Genomic DNA, 21958 nt, shown 5'->3' with positions numbered 1-21958 from the left:
TGCTATACGTATGAAAAAAGGTCGCATGCGTTTTCGCATGCGACCTTTTTCTATTTGGCGAGGCGCGCGTCTAGGTGGTCGTTGCCACCGGGTCCGCCAATTCACCCAGACGCTTGCCGAGACTGATCACGGCGTCGGCGCGATAACCGAGCGCCTCGTAAAACGCGCGCACGTCGGCCTTCGCGGACAATACCTGCAGATTCAGTTTCGGGCAGCCACGCTCCGTCAGCGCGCGTTCGACATGCGCGACGAGCCGCGTGCCGATTCCATGACGACGCAGCGATTCATCCACCGCGAGCGAATACAGCCAGCCGCGATGGCCGTCGTAGCCGCCCATCACCGTGCCGACGATCCGCTCGCCGAGTACCGCGACAAAGAACAGTTCCGGCTGCGTCGCCAGCTTGTTGGCGATCGACAGATGCGGATTGCGCTGCGGCCTCGTGACGTCCCGATACTCCGGGAAGGCTTGCTGCCACAGCGCGACCACGGCATCGGTGTCGCGCGCTTCGAAGCATCGGATCGACAGCGTTGCGCTCGACGTCATACACGCAGTCCCGTCCGATTACAGCGTGTCGAGAATCGAACGCAGCATCGCCATCATCTGGTCGATTTCTTCGTTGGTCACATTCAGCGCTGGCATGAAGCGCAGCAGGTTCGGACGCGCCGCGTTCAGCAGCAGGCCGTCAGGCTGCATGTTGCGCGCCTTTTCGACGATCTGGTTGCCGATGTCCTTGCCGAGCAGCAGCGCGCGCAACAGGCCTTGACCGCGTTCGCCCAGGAAGCCGCGTTCTTCCGACAACTCCAGCAGTTTCGAGCGCAGATACTCGCCGCGCGCGCACACGCCTTCGAGGAAGCCCGGCGCGGTGAGTTGCGAGATTACCGAGTAGCCGACTGCCGTCATCAGCGGATTGCCGTTGTAGGTGCCGCCCTGGTCGCCCGCTTCGAACACGGCGACGGCCGCTTTCGAGAGCAGCGCCGCGAGCGGCACGCCGCCGCCGATGCCCTTGCCGAGCGTCATGATGTCCGGTTCGATGCCCGACAGCTCGTACGCGAACAGCGTGCCCGCGCGGCCGCAGCCGCTTTGCACTTCGTCGACGATCAGCAGCAGGTTGTGCTTTTTCGTCAGCGCGCGCAGTTGCTGCATGAACTCGCGCGTGGCGGGAATCACGCCGCCTTCGCCCTGAATCGGTTCGAGCATCACGGCCACGGTCTTCGCATTGATGAGTTTTTCCACCGACGCGATATCGTTCAGGTCCGCCTTCGGAAAGCCCGGCACTTGCGGTGCGTAGATCGTGTCCCAGCCCGGCTTGCCGCTGGCCGACATGGTGGCCAGCGTGCGGCCATGGAAGCTGTGATCGAACGTGATGATCTCGAACGCGCCGTCCTTGAACTTCTTGCCCCACTTGCGCGCGAGCTTGATCGCGCCTTCGTTGGCTTCGGCGCCGCTGTTCGCGAAGAACACCTTGTCGAAACAGCTGTGTTGCGTGAGCAGGCCGGCGAGTTTCGCCATCGGCTCGTTGTAGAAGGCCGGCGACGGGTTGATCAGCAATTGCGCCTGTTTGTTCAGCGCTTCGATCATGCCGTCGTTGCAATGGCCGAGGCTGTTGACCGCCCAGCCCTGGATGAAGTCCAGATATCGCTTGCCGTTGTTGTCGTAGAGCCACGAGCCTTTGCCGTGCGTGAAAACGATTTCGGGCCGGTTCGTGATGTACATCAGCGACTCGATCGGATACTCATTGAAATTCATGACGGCAGGCTCCAGACAACGGGGGTAAAGGGTGGATGAAGTTTGGCCAACTACAAAATAAGAGCCGAAAAAACAGAAAAGCCACGGCATGCCGTGGCTTTCATGATTCGAACAGCTTGCGCCTTTGTGTGGCGCGAATCCGTGACGAAGCCAGCGGCGTCCCTAGGGAAGCGGCGAGCGGCGACGTCGAAGTTCGGACTGGATGCGGTTCATGCGCGAAAGAATACGACAAGGAAAGCGCTGGTGTAAACCATGAATTTGCGTTGGACGGATATTTTTTCCGTCGTGCAAAGCCATGCTGCTTGCCGATTATGAGAGGTCCGGCTGACTAAAATGTGACGGCGCTGGTTCAAACCGTTGGTCCGACGGGCAGGGCAGGTCACGAAGAACGGCCGCTGAAAATGCAAATGGGCGCTCCACCGAGCGCCCATTCTGAATCAGGAAGCCGGGGGTCCGCCCCCTAACATCAAACCGCGTTCGCCAGATCCGCTGCGCTCGTGAACGAATCCGCGTAGAACTCGTCTTCCGGCAGTCCATGATGCTGCGTGAAATCGCGCTGCGCCGACTCCACCATCACCGGTGCGCCGCACGCATACACCTGGTAGGCCGACAGGTCGGGCAAGTCTTCGAGCACCGCACGATGCACGAAGCCGACGCGGCCTGTCCATGCGTCGCCCGCATCCGGCTCGGACAACACCGGCACGAACTTGAAGTTCGGAATCTCGCGCGCCCATTGCTCGGCGAGTTCGAGCAGATACAGATCTTTCTTGCGGCGTGCACCCCAGTACAGCGTCATCGGCCGGTTCAGGTTCTTGAACACTGCGTGCTCGATGATCGCCTTCAACGGCGCGAAGCCCGTACCCGACGCGAGCAGCACGATCGGCTTGTCCGAATCTTCACGCAGGAAGAACGTGCCGAGCGGCGCTTCGAAGCGCAGGATGTCGCGCTCTTTCATGGTGTTGAACACATGATCGGTAAAGGCACCGCCGGGCATGTGACGGATATGCAGTTCGATCGGGCCTTCCGTGTGCGGCGCATTCGCCATGGAATAGCTGCGGCGCTTGCCATCTTTCAGAATGAATTCAAGGTACTGGCCGGCGAGATATTGCAGACGCTCGTTGGCCGGCAATTGCAGCTTCAGCACGATGACGTCGTCGGCCTTGCGCTCGATCGCGTTCACCCGGCACGGCAGTTTCTTGACCTGCACGTCGCCGACGCCGGCCACCTCGCGGATGTCCACTTCGAGATCGGAGCAGGCGGTCGCGCAGCAGAAGAGCGCCATGCCGCGCGTTTTTTCCTCGTTCGACAGAGCCGACGAAGAATGTGCACGCTGCTCGATTTCGCCGCTGATCACAGTGCCCTTGCATGAACCGCAGGCGCCGTTCTTGCAACCGTACGGCAGGCCGATGCCCTGGCGCAAGGCGGCGCTCAGCACCGGTTCGTCCTGTTCCACCTGAAACTGCCGGCCGCTTTGCCGGAGCGTGACGTTAAATGCCATAGAGTGTTCGAATTCGAAAAGTCGGTAATCGTTATCGGACTCGCCGTATCCACTGCGCGGTACTTGCCGCGCCTGACGGCTACAATGCGTCCACCATGAAAGCGACACGAAACTTCCGCCGGCCGCGCGTGTTAATCGTAGGTTGCGGCGACGTCGGCATGCGCTGCGTGCCTTTGCTGCAGCCGCGCGCGCATGTCTTTGCGCTGACCAGTCATGCCGGGCGCAGCGCCGAATTGCGCGCTGCGGGCGTCACGCCGCTGGTCGGCGATCTCGATGTGCGCCGCAGCCTGAAACGACTCGCGGGCCTCGCGCCGACGGTGCTACACCTCGCGCCGCCGCAAAAAACCGGCGACGACGACCGCCGTACCCGTGCCTTGCTGGCTACGCTGGGCACGCGCCGCGCTTCAGCGCTGCGTGCCGCGCATGGCACCGTGGCGGCGGTGGGGCGATTGCGCCGCGTTCGCGCCTCGTGGGCGGAATCTGAAACAGCCGGTATTGTACCCGACGGGGTGCGCCGGACCGCCGGTTCGCGCGCACCCGTGCGCCTCGTGTACGCGAGCACGACGGGCGTCTATGGCGACTGCGGCGGCGCGTGGATCGACGAGACACGCGTGACGCAGCCGGCCAACGCCCGCGCCAGGCGCCGTGTCTCGGCCGAGCGGCAATTGCGGCGCGTGACGGCGCGCGGCAGTGTGGCGGCCAGCATCGCGCGAATTCCGGGCATCTATGCGGGCAACCGTCTGCCGCTCGCGCGGCTCGAAAAAGGCACACCGGCCCTGATCGATGCCGACGACGTCTACACCAACCACATTCACGCCGACGATCTGGCCGCGATCCTCGTGCGGCTCGCCACGCACGGGCGGCCGGGGCGCGTGGTCCACGCGTCCGACGACTCGTCGCTGAAAATGGGCGAGTACTTCGACGAGGTGGCCGATGCGTTTGGACTCCCGCGTGCACCGCGCATTACGCGGGACGAAGCGGAGCAGCAGATCGAGCCGACCTTGCTGTCTTTCATGCGCGAATCGAGACGGCTTTTGAACCGGCGTCTCAAACAGGAGTTGAGCGTGCGCTTGCGCTACCCAAGCGTCGAAGATTTTTTGCGTGAAAGCGTGAAAGCGTGAAAGCGTGAAAGCGTGAAAGCGTGAAAGCGTGAAAGCGTGAAAGCGAAGAAAAGCGCGGCAAAAAGTCATCGCCCCGGGCACTGCCCGGACCATCCCTTTCCCCCGGCGCTCCACTGCATCAGCGTCGCGCGGCTTCGCGAGGTCTACGTCAGCGCGGGCAATGCTTCCAGCAGCACGAAGCACAGCATCGCGCCGATCAACGCGCCGATCAGGTTCGGATGATAGTTGTGCCGCAGCCGCATCATGACCAGCAATCCGCCAATCAGAACTAGCCCGAGGCATAGAAAAGCAACCATCACGGACGAGATCTGCAAACTGTCGTGGATGACCATGGCGCCCCTCCTTGAACCCTTTGTAGTCTTTGTTTAAGCGAGTATAGGGCGACGTGTAAGGAAGATCATGCTGCGACGCAGCGCCCAGACGGGGACCATGCGCGCTGTATGCGCAGCCGCGCATGCGTTTTCCTGCTGCATCAAGGCCTTAAAGGGGCACTACCGGTTTACCCGCTCCGTAGAGATCCGAGGTGGGTTTCGTCGAGCCATTGCCATGCGCCTGGTGCAAGCGCCCCGGGCAAAGCGAAACCGCCTATCCGCTCGCGATGCAGCGCCTCGCACCGGTTGCCGGCTGCCGCGATCATCCGCTTGACCTGGTGATACTTGCCCTCCATCACGGTGAGCGCGAGCGTGTGGTCGCCGCGCGCCTCTACGTTGACTGCGGCAATCGGTTTGGACTCGCCATGCAGCAGCACGCCGTCGTGCAGTGCGCTCAATTGCACGTCGTCGATCGGATGGCGCGTAGTGGCGACATACACCTTGGGCACTTTGCGTTTCGGCGAAGTGAACAGGTGAACGAACTTGCCGTCGTCGGAGAGGAGCAGCAGGCCGGTGGTGTCCTGATCCAGCCGGCCCACGCATTGCACGCCGCGCTCGGCGAACTGCGGCGGCAACAGGCTGAACACGCTCAGGTGATGCTGCGGGTCGCGCGAACATTCGTAGCCCGCCGGCTTGTTCAGAAGCAGATAGGCGTGCTCGCGATACGGCCAGACTACACCGTCCACGGTGAAGGAGAACGTGGTGTCGCCGGTGGGGAAGTCGGCGTCGGCATCGGTGCAGACAGCGCCGCCGATGCTCACGCGCGCGTCGGCGATCAGCGCGCGGCACTGACGGCGCGAGCCGAAACCTTGAGTGAAGAGAATGCTTTCGAGATTCATGGCGAGCGAAGAATAACACCGCAGGAAGCGGAGCGCGCCCCGCGGCGCGAGTCGGATCACTGCGATCCGTTCATCCTCTGCGCCTCCGTGAAAACCCTCAAAAATGAAAATGAATTTTTTCAGATGGGATTTCTATGTAAATATACTTTCATTCATTTTCATTACGCCCGAAGGAAGCCCCTCGGGCGACACCACACCGCCTTGCTCGCATGATTCACCAACCGTCCGTTGCTTTTAATCCCGCCGAGCAGGCCATCGCCGCACGTATTGCCGCCGCCATGCCGACCCTCACGCCGATTCATCGGCGCATGGGCGAGTACGTGCTGGCCAATCTGTTCCGTGCGGCGACCATGCGGATCGACGAGCTTGCCAGCGTAGTCGGCGCATCGGTGGCAACGGCGAATCGCTTTGCGCGCGCACTGGGTTTCGACGGCTATCCACAGTTTCGTGAAGCGCTGGTGCGCGGCTTCGAGGCGACGCTCGCGCCGGTCGAGCGCCTGCGCAGTGCGCAGGAGTCGCTCGCGGCCGGCGACGATGTAGTGGACGCATCGCTCGAACAGGCCGCCAACAATCTGCACGCTACCCGTACGGCGATCGACAGCGCCGCAGCCGAAGCCGCCGTCGAAGCGATCATCGCGGCACGCCGCGTGTTCGTGCTCGGTTATGGCGCCAGCGCGTTTCTCGCCGGGCTGATGGAGCATGGCCTGATGCCTTATCACGACAACGTGCAGTCGCTCGCGCTGATGGGCGGACCGTCGCACGCCGCGCGGCGTCTGTTTGCCTGCAACGAGGGCGATCTGGTGATCGGCATCGCGTTTCCGCGTTATGTCGAAGACACGATCGAGCTCGCGCACCGCGCGGCAAGCCGTGGTGCTCGCGTGCTCGCGCTCACCGACAGTCAGCGTTCGCCGCTTGCGCAATTCGCCGACCTCTCGCTTTACATCCGTGCCGATCGGCGGCTCGCGGCGAACGCCGATTCGGCCGTGCTCGCCGTGATCGAAGCGCTGTGCGACGCAGTGGCGTACCGAACGAAACGCTCGGTGAAGGCCGCAGCCGAAGTCAGCGAATTCCTGCTGCCATGGCTGGTCGATCCGCAAGCCGAAGCCGCCGGCGCGAGCGCGCGGCCCACGCGCAACGCGACCCGCACTGCACGCACCGCCCGAACTCCTCGCACTAACAAATCCAAACGATGAACTCCAACGCAGTCATTGCCATTCATGGCGGCGCAGGGACGATCCTGCGCGCGTCGATGTCGGCCAGCGCCGAAGCCGACTATCACGCCGCCTTGCATGCCGTGCTGAGCGCCGGCCAGCGCGTGCTCGCCGAGGGCGGCAGCGCGCTCGACGCCATCAGTGAAGCCGTACGCCTGCTCGAAGACTGCCCGCTTTTCAACGCGGCGCGCGGCGCGGTTTACACGGCGGCCGGCACCCACGAACTCGACGCGGCGATCATGGACGGCCGCACGCTCGAAGCCGGCGCGATCTGCTGCGTGAAGCGCGTGCGCAATCCGGTTCTGGCTGCGCGCCGCGTGCTCGAACGCAGCGAGCATGTGCTGTTCACGGGCGAAGGCGCGGAAGCCTTCGCCGCCGCGCAAGGGCTCGAACTCGTCGAGCCTGAGTATTTCCATACCGAAGCGCGCCATCGTCAATGGCTGCTCGCGCGCGATCAGCAGCGCGCCATGCTCGATCACGACGGCGCCACGCTTGCCGCCACGCCGACTTCGAACGACGACGATCCGACGCCGCACGAACCGATCGACCCGAACCGCAAGTTCGGCACCGTCGGCGCGGTCGCGCTCGATCGGCACGGCCATGTGGCGGCGGCGACCTCGACCGGCGGCGTCACCAACAAGCAGGTCGGCCGGGTCGGCGATACGCCGCTGATCGGCGCGGGCTGTTACGCGGACGACGCGACCTGCGCCGTCTCGACCACCGGCACGGGCGAAATGTTCATGCGCATGGTGGCGGCCTACGACGTCGCCGCGCAAATGGCCTACCGCAATGTGTCGCTGCAGGAGGCCGCCGCCGATGTGGTGATGAACCGCCTGCCGAAGATCGACGGCCACGGTGGCCTGATTGCCGTCGATGCGCGCGGCAACGTCGCGCTGCCGTTCAATACCGAAGGTATGTATCGCGGTTTTGCGCGGTTCGGTGAAACGCCGGTGACGGCGATTTACCGCTAGCGCGTCCACCCCCGTAAAGCCTGACTTTCGCCTGAACTTTCGCCAGCCGCGTTCGAATTCAAAGGAACCATCGTGCCGACTTCATCGCACACCACCCGTTCGCTTGTCGAAACCTTGCCGCCGCAACGCGTGCTCGCGGTCGACGATCTGTCGGTCGCATTTCGCAGCGGCGAGAACACGTTCAACGCGGTCCGCAATCTGTCGCTGACGGTCGAGCGCGGTGAGACGCTGGCGATCGTCGGCGAATCGGGTTCGGGCAAATCGGTGACGTCGCTCGCGTTGATGCGCTTGATCGAGCACGGCGGCGGGCGCCTTGCCGGCGGCAGCGTCGCTTTCCGGCGCCGCGACGGCAGCGTGCTCGACCTCGCGAAAGCGTCGTCCGGCGCCATGCGTTCGATTCGCGGCGCCGACATCGCGATGATCTTTCAGGAGCCGATGACCTCGCTCAATCCGGTCTTCACGGTAGGCGATCAGATCAGCGAAGCAATCGCCTTGCATCAGGGCAAGAGCGGCTCGGCCGCGCATGCAGAAACGCTGCGCTTGCTGGAACTCGTGCGCATTCCGGAAGCTCGGCGCGTGGCGGCGCGGTTTCCGCATCAACTGTCGGGCGGCATGCGTCAGCGCGTGATGATCGCGATGGCGCTGTCGTGCAAGCCCGCGCTGCTGATCGCCGATGAACCCACCACCGCGCTCGACGTGACGATCCAGGCGCAGATTCTGCAACTGATCCGCGGCTTGCAGGACGAGATGAACATGGGCGTGATCTTCATCACGCACGACATGGGCGTGGTCGCCGAAGTGGCGGACCGCGTGCTGGTGATGTATCGCGGCGAGAAGGTGGAAGAGGGCGCGTCCGACGCGTTGTTCGCCGCGCCATCGCATCCTTATACAAAGGCGTTGCTTGCCGCCGTGCCGCGTCTCGGCGCGATGCAAGGCACGGATCAACCGGCCCGGTTCCCGATCCTGACCGTCGAACAGGCGAGTCTGAGCGGCAGCGACGCAGCCGTGCGTCCCGCAGCTGCCGTCGCTGAAGAAACGCAGCCGCTGGTGCTGGAAACCACGCCGCCGATTCTGCGTGTGCGCGATCTGGTCACGCGCTTTCCGGTCAGGAGCGGCCTCTTCGGCCGTGTGACGGGCCGCGTGCATGCGGTGGAAAAAGTCAGCTTCGACTTGCGGCCCGGCGAAACGCTGGCGCTGGTCGGTGAATCGGGTTGCGGCAAATCGACCACGGGCCGCTCGCTGCTGCGCCTCGTCGAAAGTCAGAGCGGGTCGATCGAATTCAACGGCAAGGAAATCAGTTCGCTGACCGGTCCCGCGTTGCAGGCGCTGCGCCGCGACATCCAGTTTATTTTCCAGGATCCGTTCGCCTCGCTGAATCCGCGTCTGACGGTCGGCTTCTCGATCATGGAGCCGTTGCTCGTGCACGGCGTCGCGCAAGGCGCCCAAGCGCAGGCACGTGTTGCATGGCTGCTCGAAAAAGTCGGCTTGCCTCCCGAAGCCGCGCGGCGTTATCCGCATGAATTCTCCGGCGGTCAGCGGCAGCGGATCGCGATTGCGCGCGCGCTCGCGTTGAATCCGAAAGTCGTGATCGCCGACGAATCCGTTTCCGCGCTCGACGTGTCGGTGCAGGCGCAGATCGTCAACCTGATGCTTGATCTGCAGCGCGAACTCGGCGTCGCGTACGTGTTCATTTCGCACGACATGGCGGTGGTCGAACGCGTCAGTCATCGCGTCGCGGTGATGTATCTCGGCCAGATCGTCGAAATCGGCCCGCGCCGCGCGGTGTTCGAAGCACCGCAGCATCCCTACACGCGCAAGCTGATGGGCGCGGTGCCGGTTGCCGATCCGGCGCGCCGTCACGCGAAACGCATGCTCGCCGCCGACGAGATTCCGAGCCCGATCCGCGCGCTGAACGATGAACCTGTCGTGGCGCCGCTCGTCGCGGTCGGGCCGGACCATTTCGTCGCCCGGCATCGCGTGGGCGGTGCGTATTAAAGAGCGGTACTAAAAAGCCTGACTAAAGAGCTGTACCAAGAACCCAAGCCACACGCTTTCTCTCGCAGCATCTCAACCTGTTTTCATCTCGCAGCCTGGAGTCAACCTCATGAACCTGCTGGTCCCGTCTTCTCCGTTTCGTTTGCGCGCGCTGGTCAGCGGCGGCGCGGTGGTGTTCGCGATGCTCGCGGGCAATGCGGCGCACGCCGACACCACGGCCGTGATGGCCGTCGCCTCGACCTTCACGACGCTCGATCCGTACGATGCCAACGACACGCTCTCGCAAGCCGTCGCCAAGTCGTTCTATCAGGGGCTCTTTGGGTTCGACAAGGACATGAAACTGGTCAACGTGCTGGCCGACAGCTACGAAGCCAGCTCCGATGCGAAGGTCTACACGTTCAAGCTGCGCCATGGCGTGAAGTTCCAGGACGGCACCGACTTCAACGCTGCCGCGGTGAAAGCGAACTTCGACCGCGTGACCGATCCGGCGAACAAGCTCAAGCGCTACAACATGTTCAACCGCATCGAGAAGACCGAGGTGGTCGATGCGTACACGGTGAAGATCACGCTGAAGGCGCCGTTCTCGGCGTTCATCAATGTGCTCGCGCATCCGTCGGCGGTGATGATTTCTCCGGACGCGCTGAAAAAGTACGGCAAGGACATTGCGTTCCATCCGGTCGGCACCGGTCCGTTCGAACTGGTGAAGTGGGATCCTGCCGGCGACCTGACGGTGAAGAAGTTCGCCGGCTACTGGAAGAAGGGTTACCCGAAGGTCGATGCGATCGACTGGAAACCGGTGGTCGACAACAACACGCGGGCCGCGTTGATGCGTACCGGCGAAGCGGATTTCGCGTTCCAGGTGCCGTTCGAGCAGGCCGCGCAATTGCAGTCGAGCCCGAAGGTCGATCTGATCGCGTCGCCGTCGATCATTCAGCGCTATATCAGCCTGAACGTGAACCAGAAGCCGTTCGACAATCCGAAGGTGCGTGAGGCGCTGAACTATGCGGTCAACAAGGACGCACTCACCAAGGTCGCGTTCGCCGGTTACGCGACGCCGGCCGACGGCGTGGTGCCGCAAGGCGTCGACTATGCGGTGAAGCAGGGGCCGTGGCCGTACGATCCGGCCAAGGCGCGCGCGCTGCTGAAGGAAGCGGGCTATCCGAACGGTTTCGAAACCACGCTGTGGTCCGCGTATAACTACTCGACCGCGCAGAAGGTGATCCAGTTCGTGCAGCAGCAACTCGCGCAAGTGGGCATCAAGGCGCAAGTCGAAGCGCTCGAGGCCGGTCAACGGGTCGCCAAGGTGGAGAGCGCGCAGGACGCCGCGACCGCGCCGGTGCGGATGTACTACGCGGGCTGGTCGTCGTCGACGGGTGAAGCCGATTGGGCGATCACGCCGCTGCTCGCATCCGTCTCGTTCCCGCCCAAGATGGTCAATACCGCGTACTACAAGAACGACGCCGTCGACAGCGATCTGAAGCAGGCGCTCGAAACCACCGACCGCACGAAGAAAGCCGAACTCTACACCGACGCGCAAAAACGCATCTGGGCCGACGCGCCGTGGATCTTCCTCGTCAAGGAGAAGGTGGTGTACGCGCGCAGCAAGCGTCTGTCGGGTGCTTATGTGGCTCCGGACGGTTCGTTCAACTTCGACGAGATCGCGATCAAGTAATGAATTGACTGTGCTCGCGGACGTGCCGTTTCATTGGCACGCCCGCACTGGGCGGTCACTGCTTTGCTCCACTACGCGCTGCACAAGATCTTTCGTTGCCCGCATCATTGCCGGATTGGGTTCCATGCTGAACTTCCTCGTCAAACGTCTCTTTGGCCTGCTGCCGACGCTCTTCATCGTCGCCGTGCTGGTGTTCCTGTTCGTGCATCTGTTGCCTGGCGATCCGGCGCGGCTCGCCGCCGGTCCCGAAGCGGACGAGGCGACGGTCGCTCTGGTGCGCGCCGACCTCGGCCTGAACAAACCGATGCCGCAGCAGTTCGCCAGCTTCTTCGTGAAGATCGCGCACGGCGACTTCGGCGTCTCCACGCGCAGCAAACGCCCGGTCAGCGAGGAAATCGGCGAACGCTTCATGCCGACCCTACTGCTCACGCTCGCCAGCATGGTGTGGGCGGTCGTGCTGGGTATGGGCATCGGCATCGTCTCGGCCGTATGGCGCAACCGCTGGCCCGACCGCCTCGGCATGACGCTGGCGGTATCGGGCATTTCGTTTCCCGCGTTCGCGCTCGGCATGCTGCTGATGGAGATTTTTTCGGTGAAGCTCGGCTGGCTGCCGATTGTCGGCGATGGTTCGTGGCAGAGCTATGTGCTGCCGTCGCTTACACTCGGGGCGGCTGTCGCGGCGGTGATGGCGCGCTTCACCCGCGCATCGTTCGTCGAGGTGATGAACGAAGACTTCGTGCGCACCGCGCGCGCAAAGGGTGTGCCCGAACCTCTCGTGATCGTCAAACACTGCCTGCGCAACGCGATGATTCCCGTCATCACGATGATGGGTCTGCAATTCGGTTTTCTGCTGGGCGGCTCGATCGTGGTCGAAGTGGTGTTCAACTGGCCGGGCCTCGGACGCCTGCTGGTGGATGCCGTGTCGATGCGCGACTATCCGGTGATCCAGGCCGAAGTGCTGTTGTTCTCGCTGGAATTCATCATCATCAATCTGGTCGTGGACGTGCTGTACGCCGTGATCAACCCGACCATCCGTTTCAAGTGAGGCCCGCATGAGCACGACCGCCACCGAGCCGAATGCGGCCAGCACCGTGAAAGCCGAGCCTGCGATCCGCACGCCGTGGAGCGAATTCTGGCGCAAATTCCGTAAGCAGCATGTGGCGCTTGCCGCCGGCATTTTCGTGCTGTTATTGATCGCGCTTGCAATTGCGGCGCCGCATATCGTGCCGTACGATCCGGAGAATTTCTTCGACTACGATGCGTTGAACGCAGGGCCGTCCGCCGCGCACTGGTTCGGCGTGGATTCGCTGGGCCGCGATATTTTCAGCCGCATTCTCGCGGGTTCGCGCATTTCGCTCGAAGCAGGCTTTCTGTCCGTTGCGATCGGCGCGGTGATCGGAACGCTCTTCGGTTTGCTGGCCGGCTATTACGAAGGCTGGTGGGATCGCATCACGATGCGCGTCGCCGACGTGCTGTTCGCTTTTCCCGGCATTCTGCTGGCGATCGGCGTGGTGGCGATTCTCGGCAACGGCATGATTAACGTGATCTGCGCGGTGGCGATCTTCAGCATTCCGGCGTTCGCGCGGCTCGTGCGCGGCAATACGCTGATGCTCAAGCAGCTCACGTATATCGAGGCGGCGCGCAGCATCGGCGCGTCGGACTGGACCATCATCGTGCGGCACATTCTGCCGGGGACGATTTCTTCGGTGGTGGTGTACTTCACGATGCGTATCGGTACCTCGATCATCACGGCGGCAAGCCTGTCGTTTCTCGGCCTCGGCGCACAACCGCCGACGCCCGAGTGGGGCGCGATGCTCAATGAAGCGCGCGCCGACATGGTGACGGCACCGCATATCGCGCTGTTTCCGAGTCTGGCGATTTTCCTGACCGTGCTGGCGTTCAATCTGCTCGGCGACGGACTGCGCGATGCGCTCGATCCGAAGCTAGACCGGCCATGAATTTGCCAAAGATTCAAAACGCGCCGCATGTCGGCACATTGCCGGCGGGTCCGCTCGGCACGATTGCCGACGTGCCGGGCGTGACAGTCGGGCACTGCACGCTCGATGAAGGCGCCGTGCAAACCGGCGTGACCGTGATTCGTCCGCATGACGGGGATCCCTTTCTCGACAAGGTGCCGGCGGCGGCTTCGGTGATCAACGGGTTCGGCAAAAGCATCGGGCTCGTGCAGGTCGAAGAACTCGGCACGCTGGAAACGCCGATCGCGTTGACCAACACATTCAGCGTCGCCGCTGTCGCGCAGGCGCAGATTCGCGCGGCGGTGCGTGCCGATCCGCAGATCGGACGCGAGTGGTCGACGGTCAATCCTTTGGTGTTCGAATGCAATGACGGCTATCTGAACGACATCCAGGCGCTCGCCGTCACCGGGCAGCATTTCGACGAAGCTTGGGCAGCCACGAGTTCGGATGTCGCGAGCGGATCGGTCGGCGCGGGCCGGGGCATGTCGTGCTTCGATCTGAAGGGCGGCATCGGCAACGCGTCGCGCGTGGTGAGCGCAGCCGGTCGCAGTTATACCGTCGGCGCACTCGTGCTGGCGAACTTCGGCCGCCTGCCGATGCTGACTGTCGACGGTACGCCGCTCGGTCGCATGCTGGCCGAACGTGCTGCCAAAGTGGAGACCGCTGCATTGTCAGCCACGCCGGCGACGAAACCCGAGCAAGGCTCGATCATCATGATCGTCGCCACCGATGCGCCGCTCGACGCGCGCCAACTCAAGCGCCTTTCGTTACGCGCGGGGGCAGGTCTCGCGCGCACCGGTTCGGTATATGGACATGGCAGCGGCGATATCGCGCTGGCGTTTTCAACGGCTTATACCGTGCCGCACGGGGCCGACTTCATTACGCTGCCGCCGCTGCTCGCCGACGAGCGTCTTGACCCGCTCTTTCGCGCCTGCGCGGACAGCGTCGAGCAGGCGATTCTCGACGCCTTGTGGCGTGCTGCTTCCGTGGCCGGACGCGATGGCCATCGGCGTCTGTCGCTGCGTGACAGCGTTCCCGATCTCGTCCAACTACTCAAGCCCGCTCCCCGATGAAAGTCCTCATTTCCGTCGATATCGAAGGCATTGCCGGCGTGTTTCATCCCGAACAAACGCGCGCGGGCAACAGCGAATACGAAGCGGCGCGCCGCTGGATGACGCTCGAAGCCAACGCCGCGATCGAAGGCGCATTCGCCGGCGGCGCGACGCAAGTATGGGTCAACGATTCTCATGGCGGCTTTCGCAATCTGCTACCTGACCTGCTCGATGCGCGCGCTCAGGTGGTGCTCGGCAAACCGCGCACGCTCGGCATGATGGCCGGGCTCGAATACGGCGCGGCGCTGGTCTTCATGATCGGCTATCACGCCATGTCGCAAACGCGCGGCGTCCTTGCACATACGATCAACAGTTTCGCCTTCGCACGCGTTTCGCTGAACGGCGTCGAGGTCGGCGAGGCGGGCGTATATGGCGCGCTGGCGGAAGAATATGGCGCACGGGTCGGGCTTTTATCCGGCGACGACGTTTTCGCCGAAGAAACCGCGCCGCGTTTCCCGGGCGCGCGTTTCGTCGTCACCAAGAGCGCGACCGGGCATGCGAGCGGCGTCACGCAGTCACCGGCAAACGCGCGCGCGGCGATCGGGAGCGCCGCGCGCGAAGTGGTTCAGCAGCATCTCGCCAACGGGTATGCGCGGGAATCCTCGCACGCCCAAACGAAGCCGCTGGAATGCGAACTGCGCGTGCAAACCAGCGCGCTTGCCGATCTGTTTTGCCAATGGCCGACGCTCACGCGCGTCGATGCAGTCACCCTGCGATTCAGCGCGGCGTCGGCGGAACATGCGGTGCGCGTGCTGAACTGCCTGTCGGCGATGTCGTTCATGTTGCGTTGAACGCCGGAGGCTCGGAAACCTATGGTGTCCCAATCGAATCGTACTGCGGGAGAGCATCGAACCGGTATTGCGCGAAGGACACTCGCGAATGCGCCTGAACGGGACTACTGCTGCCGGCTCAGCTCACGCGCCGCGTGATCGATCACGTCGGCAATCGCGCCCGCGTGCGATACCGGCGCCAGGTGGCTCGACGCCATCGGCACGACTTTCGCACCCATGCGGTCGGCCATGAATCTTTCGACTTCCGGCGACACAGCCCGGTCGCGTGTCGTGATCACGTACCACGACGGCTTTTCCCTCCAGGCGACCTGACTGACCGTTTCACTGAAGGCCGTTGCGGCAATCGGCACCTGCGCGGTGGCAAGCACGCGCGTCAGATTCTCGGGGACGTCCGCGGCGAAATCTGCATGGTATTTCGTGCGATCGAGCCAGAGGAAGCCGCTCGGATCCTTGATGATGCTCGCACCCGCGGGCATTGGCGCGGCGCGCTTCATCAGATCCACGGTCGACTCGTGCAGGTCCGGCGCGATCGCCGCGATATAGACGAGGCCCGCGACGTTCGGCGCGTTCGCGCCCGCTTCGGTGATCACGACGCCGCCCCACGAATGCCCCACCAGCATGGTCGGCCCGTCCTGGCGTGCGAGGACGCGGCGGGTCGCGGCGACATCGTCGGCGAGCGAGGTGAGCGGGTTCTGCACCGAACTCACGTGATAGCCTTTCTGCTGAAGTTTGGCGACCACACCGTTCCAGCTCGAGCCGTCGACGAACGCGCCGTGAACCAGCACGACATTGCGTACCGGACCGGTCATGGGCGCGGCGGGAGGCGGCGCGGCGGCAGCCTTCACGGGCGGTGCGGCGGGCGCCACGGGTGCGGGAGCAGGGGCTTCGGGTGCGCTCGTCTCCATACCCGGCTCGATGGGCGGCTCGGCAGCGGGTTCCACGGGAGGCGCGGCGGTGGGCGGCGTGGCCGGCGCGGCGGTTTGGGCGAGAGCGGCGGCCGCGGGGAAGCAGAGACACAAAGCAGCGGCGCAAAGCAGACGTTTGGGCGACATGTTGAATCTCCGGAGGCTGAAAGCCCGACTAGGGCAACATACAGAAGCCCTGCGCCAGTGACAATCACTATCCTTGCCGTTAAGTGCGGCGCAGAACCAAGCGCGGGTTGCTCCCAGTATTTAGGTAATATCGGCCACGGTAAAATTTCAGGTTCGGCCGGCCCGGACCATAAGTCCGATCGGGTGATCGATATTCATACACTGGGGCGCAATTTGAATAGTGCACAGCAGCAAGACGGCCTGAAGCGGGGGCTCAAGAATCGCCACATCCAGCTCATCGCGCTGGGCGGCGCGATCGGCACCGGCCTGTTTCTCGGCTCCGCCAGCGTGTTGCAGGCAGCCGGTCCGTCGATGATTCTCGGCTACGCGATCGGCGGCATCATCGCCTTCATGATCATGCGGCAGTTGGGGGAAATGGTGGCGCAGGAGCCGGTGGCCGGTTCGTTCAGCCACTTCGCGTACAAGTATTGGGGCGACTTTGCCGGCTTTCTGTCGGGCTGGAATTACTGGGTCCTGTATGTGCTCGTGAGTATGGCCGAGCTGACCGCTGTCGGCACGTATGTTCACTACTGGTGGCCCGGCGTGCCGACGTGGGTGTCGGCGCTGGTGTGCTTCGCTGGCATCAACGCGATCAATCTCGCCAACGTCAAAGCCTACGGCGAAACGGAGTTCTGGTTCGCGATCATCAAGGTCGCGGCGGTGGTCGGCATGATCGTGTTCGGCGGCTATCTGCTGATCAGCGGCCACGGCGGCCCGCAAGCGTCGATCGCCAACCTCTGGGCCCACGGCGGCTTTTTCCCGCATGGGTTTCATGGTCTGTTCATGATGCTCGCGGTGATCATGTTCTCGTTCGGCGGGCTGGAGTTGATCGGCATTACGGCGGCGGAAGCCGACGAGCCGCAGAAGAGCATTCCAAAGGCCGTGAATCAGGTGATCTACCGGATTCTGATTTTCTACATTTGCTCGCTGACGGTGCTGTTGTCGTTGTATCCGTGGAACGAGGTCGCGGCCGGCGGCAGTCCGTTCGTGATGATCTTCTCGCAGATCGGCTCGACGCTGACCGCGAACGTCCTCAACGTGGTGGTGTTGACCGCGGCGCTGTCGGTGTACAACAGCGGCGTCTATGCGAACAGCCGCATGCTGTACGGTCTCGCGGAGCAGGGTAACGCTCCGCGCGCGCTGATGAAGGTCGACCGGCGCGGCGTGCCGTATATGGCGATCGGTTTGTCCGCGCTCGCCACGTTCACGTGCGTGATCGTCAACTACCTGATTCCGGCCGAAGCGCTCGGCTTGCTGATGGCGCTGGTGGTGGCGGCGCTCGTGCTCAACTGGGCGCTGATCAGCCTCACGCATCTCAAGTCGCGCAAGGCGATGGTCGCGGCAGGCGAGACGCTCGTATTCAAGTCGTTCTGGTTTCCGGTCAGCAACTGGATCTGCCTCGCGTTCATGGCATTGATCCTCGTGATTCTGGCAATGACGCCCGGTCTGTCCGTTTCAGTATGGCTGGTGCCGGCGTGGCTGGTGGTGATGTGGGCCGGGTACGTGTTCAAGCGCCGGCGCGCGGCCGTGCAGGGCGGGGCGCGGGCGGTGGGGCGGTAAGGGGTATCGGATGGCGTGAGAGGCGATGGTCGTGCTCACGCCGCTCACGTTCGTTCAGATCTGTCGAGGTTGTCAGGCAGGCCGCCACAAACAACAAACCCCGCGAGCAGCATGTGCTGGCGGGGTTTGAGGAAATGCTGAAACAGCGGTCTTGCGAATTCTTTGGTGCCCAGGGCCGGAATCGAACCGGCACGCCTTGCGGCGGGGGATTTTGAGTCCCCTGCGTCTACCAATTTCACCACCTGGGCAGATGTTGCAGCGTACGCACCAGAACCCTGCGCGCAGCGAAGACGCAGATTATGTCCGAAAATTGAACGGCGGGCAAGCCGGTTGCCCTCAACCGCGTCGAAGCCTTCAGACCGTGCGGGAAAACCGTTCGAGCGTCTGCTGGCCGAGGTAACGGTCGAACACCATAGCGATGTTGCGCACGAGCATGCGGCCGGCCATTCGCACTTCGAGCTTGTCCGTGGCGAGCGATACCAGACCGTCCTGCTCGAAGCCGCGCAAACGTTCCAGCTCCGGCTCGAACGTCTCGGCGAAGCGGATGCCGTAAGCCGCTTCGAATTCATCGAAGCGCAATTCCAGGTTGCACATCAATTGCGTGATCACGTCGCCGCGCAGACGGTCGTCGGCGCTCAGGCGCACGCCGCGCCTGATGGCGAGCTTGCCTGAATCGATGGCCGCGGCATAGCCCGGCAGATCCTTGGCATTCTGTGCGTACACGTCGCCGACCTTGCCGATCGACGATGCGCCGAAACCGATCAGATCGCATTCGGCGCGCGTGCTGTAGCCCTGAAAATTGCGATGCAAGGTTCGCTGCGCTTGCGCGCGCGCCAGTTCGTCGGTGGGCAGCGCGAAGTGATCCATGCCGATGTACACATAGCCCGCGCCCGTCAGACGTTCGACCACGCGCTGCAGGATCGCGAGGCGGACATCAGGCGAGGGCAGCGTGGCGGGGTCCATCTGCCGTTGCATCTTGAAGAGCTGCGGCATGTGGGCGTAGGCGAATACCGAGAGACGATCGGGCGCGAGCTCGATCATCGTGTCGAGCGTGCGGCTGAAGCTCTCGACCGTTTGATGCGGCAGCCCATAAATCAGATCGACACCGATCGAGTGAAAGCCGGTGTCGCGCGCCGCCTGCATGACCGACGCGGTCATTTCGAGCGGTTGAATGCGATTGATCGCCTGCTGCACGACCGGATCGAAGTCCTGCACGCCGAGGCTCAGCCGGTTGAAGCCCAGCTTGCGCAAATGCGCGATCGTCTCGGGCGACGCTTCGCGCGGATCGACTTCGATCGAATACTCGGCTTCGGCATCGGGCAGCAGCATGAAGTGCTCACGCGTGGCCGCCATCAGTTCGGCCGTTTCGTCGTGCGACAGAAAGGTTGGCGTGCCGCCGCCCCAATGCAATTGCGATACCGGGCGCCGCGTATCGAAACACGCCGCCTGCAAGGCTATTTCGCGCTTCAGCTGGGCGAGGTACGGACGCGCGTGCGCGCGGTTTTTCGTGGCGACCTTATTGCAACCGCAGTAGAAACACACGGTGTCGCAAAACGGAATGTGGAAGTACAGCGAGAGATCCGTTGACGAGGCGCCCGGATCGGCGGCGGAGCGTAAATAGTCGGCGGGATCGAAATCGTCGCGGAACTGCAGGGCTGTCGGATAGGACGTATACCGCGGGCCGTTGGCACTGTATTTGGCGAGCAGGTCGGGGCGGAACAGCGAGTTGTCGTTGGACATGAGGGGCTCGAGGGCTGGCGGCCATCGAGGAAGAGGCGGAACCGGCGGTGATTCGCGAAACCGGATCGAACAGCGCAGACGCTTCTTGAGCATGGCCTTTCGGATCCCCCGAGTGTACGTGAGCGCGCGTTCGCGCGATTGCGTAAAAAGGTCGCATGGAATGCGGTGGCACAATGCGGGTCTGATAATGCATTGCCCGCTTTCGGGTTCGGGAAGAATGTGGTGAGCGAAGTGTCTGAAGTGTCGAAGCGTGTCGTGAAGGGCGAGCCTGCGTTCCATGTGGCCGGTCACGCGTGCCGCCCCGATTGCGGCGCGTGCTGTATTGCGCCGTCGATTTCGAGTGCCATTCCGGGCATGCCGAACGGCAAGCCGGCGGGCGTGCGCTGTGTGCAGCTCGGCGACGATCTGCGCTGTGCGATCTTCGGCCAGCCTGAGCGGCCGGCGTGCTGTTCCGGTTTGCAACCGCAGTTGGAAATGTGCGGCACGAATCGCGGCGAAGCACTCGCGTGGCTCACGCAACTCGAAGCCCAGACTCAACCGCGCGCGCGGCCGGATGTCCGCTGACGCCGCTGACAATACGCATGAGCGCACGCATGGCCAAAACGCCGCAAGCCGCAAACGAACAACGCAATTGCATGCCCGAACAGGTTTCCACAGGAGATTTCGCATGACTCGACCCGCTGCGCCGGCCCGGCGCCGCTTTCTGCTCGCCGCGCTGACCGGTTCCGGCGCGCTCGGCATCACCGTTTCGCTCGCGGCCTGTGCAACATCGACGTTTCCGTTCATTCCTTCGCACTACACGTTCTCTCAGCAGCAGGTGCAAGACGCGGTGCAGCGCAAGTTCCCGTATCAGCGCACGGTCTCGCAGGTGTTCGATATCGCGCTGACCAACCCCGTGGTCGGCTTCCTGCCGGATGCGAACCGCGTCTCGGTGAAGCTCGACGCCCGCTTCGCGAGTCCCTTCATGCCGCAGCCGGTGGACGGCGTGTTCATGCTGTCGAGCGAACTGGCCTACGACGCCGCCAGCAAATCGGTCGTGCTCAGGTCACCGAACGTCGACAACGTCAGCGTGAGCGGGCAGGCGCAGGCCTACACGCAGCAGATCAACGCCGCGGCGGGGCTGCTCGCCACGCAGTTGCTGACCAACTATCCGATCTACACCTTCAAGCCCGAACAGCTGCAATTTGCCGGTGTGAATTACGAACCCGGTACAATCACCATCCTTACAAACGGCATACGCGTGCAAATCGTCGAAAAATGACGTGGCGCGCGCGGCCGGCAGGGCCGCGCGATTCCACGCCGGCCCTGTTCGTTCCGACTATCTATAGCGATGAGGGGCACGGATGGACTGGCTATTGGCTTGCAAGGCGCTGATTCTGGGCGTCGTCGAAGGGTTGACGGAGTTTTTGCCCGTATCGAGCACAGGGCATCTGATCGTCGCGGGCAGTCTGCTGAACTTTACCGACGAACACGCGAAAACCTTCGATGTCGTGATCCAGCTCGGCGCGATTCTCGCCGTGTGCTGGGAATACCGCCGCCGCATCGGCAGTGTGGTGTCCGGCTTGCCCAGCCGGCCGGACGCGCGCCGCTTCACGCTGAACGTGATCATTGCCACGATTCCCGCGATCGTGCTCGGCCTGTTATTCGAAAAGACCATCAAGGCGGCGTTGTTTTCACCGGTGCCGGTTGCATTCGCGCTGGTGGCGGGCGGCGTGGTGATTCTATGGGCGGAGTCGCGGCAGCGCACCCGCGGCGAAACGGTGGCGCGCGTGCAGAACGTGGACGACTTGAGTGCGCTGGACGCGCTAAAAGTGGGGCTCGCGCAATGTTTCGCGCTGATTCCGGGTATGTCGCGCTCGGGCTCGACGATCATCGGCGGGATGCTGTTCGGCCTCGATAGGCGCGTCGCCACGGAGTTTTCCTTTTTCCTCGCAATTCCGATCATTTTCGGCGCGACGGCTTATGAACTGCATAAAGACTGGCATCAGCTTTCCGTCGATGCGCTCGGCACCTTCACGCTCGGCTTCGTGGCGGCCTTCATCAGCGCGTTTGCCTGCGTGCGCTGGCTGTTGCGCTATATCGCCGCGCACGACTTCACTGCGTTCGCGTGGTATCGGATCGGTTTCGGATTACTGATCCTGCTGGTCGGCTATAGCGGGGCGTTGAGCTGGACGGAGTGAGTGCCTTCGGTTTTCTCGAGCCGTGACAACATGACAAAAGGTCCGCATTCGCGGACCTTTGTCTGATTGGCGTGTGAGTCTCT

At 63.3% G+C, this 21958-nt stretch carries 20 protein-coding genes and 1 tRNA gene; 13 read left to right on the top strand and 8 right to left on the bottom strand.

Going from position 1 to position 21958, the window contains the following annotated elements:
* Positions 1 to 70 precede the first annotated feature (70 nt).
* The 3 genes from NE850_RS09995 to NE850_RS09985 all read right to left on the bottom strand — a co-directional run bounded on the left by NE850_RS09995 (position 71) and on the right by NE850_RS09985 (position 3245).
* Positions 71 to 544, bottom strand: a complete 474-nt coding sequence (locus tag NE850_RS09995; RefSeq protein ID WP_007180640.1) for a GNAT family acetyltransferase — start codon at positions 542 to 544, stop codon at positions 71 to 73.
* A gap of 18 nt (positions 545 to 562) precedes the next feature.
* Positions 563 to 1747, bottom strand: coding sequence for an acetylornithine transaminase (locus tag NE850_RS09990; protein ID WP_310698705.1), 1185 nt, complete (start codon positions 1745 to 1747; stop codon positions 563 to 565).
* Between the two features lie 466 nt (positions 1748 to 2213).
* A complete protein-coding gene (locus NE850_RS09985; RefSeq protein WP_007180642.1) occupies positions 2214 to 3245 on the bottom strand; it encodes a CDP-6-deoxy-delta-3,4-glucoseen reductase in 1032 nt (343 codons plus the stop codon).
* Between the two features lie 95 nt (positions 3246 to 3340).
* On the opposite strand from NE850_RS09985, the gene NE850_RS09980 reads away from it, so the two are divergent.
* Complete coding sequence (locus NE850_RS09980) at positions 3341 to 4366, top strand: NAD-dependent epimerase/dehydratase family protein (RefSeq protein ID WP_165186964.1); 1026 nt, start codon at positions 3341 to 3343, stop codon at positions 4364 to 4366.
* Between the two features lie 143 nt (positions 4367 to 4509).
* On the opposite strand, the gene NE850_RS09975 is transcribed toward NE850_RS09980, so the two are convergent.
* The gene (locus tag NE850_RS09975; RefSeq protein WP_007180644.1) at positions 4510 to 4698 is read right to left on the bottom strand and encodes a hypothetical protein; all 189 of its coding nucleotides are present in this window, start codon (positions 4696 to 4698) and stop codon (positions 4510 to 4512) included.
* A gap of 167 nt (positions 4699 to 4865) precedes the next feature.
* Positions 4866 to 5576, bottom strand: coding sequence for a pseudouridine synthase (locus NE850_RS09970; protein WP_165186962.1), 711 nt, complete (start codon positions 5574 to 5576; stop codon positions 4866 to 4868).
* Between the two features lie 209 nt (positions 5577 to 5785).
* On the opposite strand from NE850_RS09970, the gene NE850_RS09965 reads away from it, so the two are divergent.
* The 8 genes from NE850_RS09965 (at position 5786) to NE850_RS09930 (ending at position 15304) form a co-directional block, all read left to right on the top strand.
* A complete protein-coding gene (locus tag NE850_RS09965) occupies positions 5786 to 6769 on the top strand; it encodes a MurR/RpiR family transcriptional regulator (protein ID WP_007180646.1) in 984 nt (327 codons plus the stop codon).
* Positions 6766 to 7758 (top strand): isoaspartyl peptidase/L-asparaginase family protein, encoded by a 993-nt coding sequence (locus NE850_RS09960; protein ID WP_007180647.1) that lies wholly within the window; start codon positions 6766 to 6768, stop codon positions 7756 to 7758. The genes NE850_RS09965 and NE850_RS09960 overlap by 4 nt, the downstream gene beginning before the upstream one ends.
* Positions 7759 to 7830: 72 nt before the next feature.
* Positions 7831 to 9753: a dipeptide ABC transporter ATP-binding protein gene (locus tag NE850_RS09955; RefSeq protein WP_007180648.1), complete on the top strand. Its 1923-nt coding sequence runs from the start codon at positions 7831 to 7833 to the stop codon at positions 9751 to 9753.
* A 109-nt stretch (positions 9754 to 9862) separates the two neighbouring features.
* On the top strand, positions 9863 to 11425 hold the full coding sequence (gene gsiB, locus NE850_RS09950) for a glutathione ABC transporter substrate-binding protein GsiB (RefSeq protein WP_007180649.1): 1563 nt from the start codon (positions 9863 to 9865) through the stop codon (positions 11423 to 11425).
* Positions 11426 to 11549: 124 nt separating this feature from the next.
* A complete protein-coding gene (gene gsiC / locus NE850_RS09945) occupies positions 11550 to 12470 on the top strand; it encodes a glutathione ABC transporter permease GsiC (protein WP_007180650.1) in 921 nt (306 codons plus the stop codon).
* Between the two features lie 7 nt (positions 12471 to 12477).
* Positions 12478 to 13383 carry a glutathione ABC transporter permease GsiD gene (gsiD, locus tag NE850_RS09940; protein WP_007180651.1) on the top strand — a complete coding sequence of 302 codons (906 nt, stop codon included), beginning with the start codon at positions 12478 to 12480 and terminating at the stop codon, positions 13381 to 13383.
* Entirely contained in the window at positions 13380 to 14474 is a 1095-nt protein-coding gene (locus tag NE850_RS09935) for a P1 family peptidase (protein WP_007180652.1), read from the top strand. Before gsiD ends, NE850_RS09935 begins: the two co-directional genes overlap by 4 nt.
* Entirely contained in the window at positions 14471 to 15304 is an 834-nt protein-coding gene (locus tag NE850_RS09930) for a M55 family metallopeptidase (protein WP_310698704.1), read from the top strand. Before NE850_RS09935 ends, NE850_RS09930 begins: the two co-directional genes overlap by 4 nt.
* Before the next feature lie 104 nt (positions 15305 to 15408).
* Here NE850_RS09930 and NE850_RS09925 read toward each other — a convergent pair whose 3' ends face one another.
* Positions 15409 to 16356: an alpha/beta hydrolase gene (locus NE850_RS09925; RefSeq protein ID WP_310698703.1), complete on the bottom strand. Its 948-nt coding sequence runs from the start codon at positions 16354 to 16356 to the stop codon at positions 15409 to 15411.
* A 213-nt stretch (positions 16357 to 16569) separates the two neighbouring features.
* Here NE850_RS09925 and NE850_RS09920 point away from each other — a divergent pair, with 213 nt between their 5' ends.
* Positions 16570 to 17955, top strand: a complete 1386-nt coding sequence (locus NE850_RS09920; RefSeq protein WP_035518498.1) for an amino acid permease — start codon at positions 16570 to 16572, stop codon at positions 17953 to 17955.
* A gap of 163 nt (positions 17956 to 18118) precedes the next feature.
* Here the strand turns inward: NE850_RS09920 and NE850_RS09915 are convergent.
* Both NE850_RS09915 and hemN read right to left on the bottom strand, forming a co-directional pair.
* A tRNA-Leu gene (locus NE850_RS09915) sits at positions 18119 to 18203 on the bottom strand.
* A gap of 106 nt (positions 18204 to 18309) precedes the next feature.
* On the bottom strand, positions 18310 to 19695 hold the full coding sequence (gene hemN, locus NE850_RS09910) for an oxygen-independent coproporphyrinogen III oxidase (protein WP_165186899.1): 1386 nt from the start codon (positions 19693 to 19695) through the stop codon (positions 18310 to 18312).
* 231 nt (positions 19696 to 19926) lie between these two features.
* Between hemN and NE850_RS09905 the strand changes: the two genes are divergently transcribed.
* From NE850_RS09905 to NE850_RS09895, 3 genes are all read left to right on the top strand, one after another.
* The gene (locus NE850_RS09905) at positions 19927 to 20259 is read left to right on the top strand and encodes a YkgJ family cysteine cluster protein (protein ID WP_084747912.1); all 333 of its coding nucleotides are present in this window, start codon (positions 19927 to 19929) and stop codon (positions 20257 to 20259) included.
* 103 nt (positions 20260 to 20362) lie between these two features.
* Entirely contained in the window at positions 20363 to 20956 is a 594-nt protein-coding gene (locus NE850_RS09900) for a DUF1439 domain-containing protein (protein WP_007180658.1), read from the top strand.
* Between the two features lie 82 nt (positions 20957 to 21038).
* Positions 21039 to 21875, top strand: a complete 837-nt coding sequence (locus NE850_RS09895; protein ID WP_007180659.1) for an undecaprenyl-diphosphate phosphatase — start codon at positions 21039 to 21041, stop codon at positions 21873 to 21875.
* The last annotated feature ends 83 nt before the right edge of the window (positions 21876 to 21958 follow it).

It is taken from the genome of Paraburkholderia sp. USG1 (genome assembly GCF_031570135.1).
Lineage (GTDB): Bacteria > Pseudomonadota > Gammaproteobacteria > Burkholderiales > Burkholderiaceae > Paraburkholderia > Paraburkholderia dioscoreae.
The sequence above is the reverse complement of the archived record's forward strand: the minus strand, read 5'-3'. Positions and strand labels throughout refer to the sequence as shown.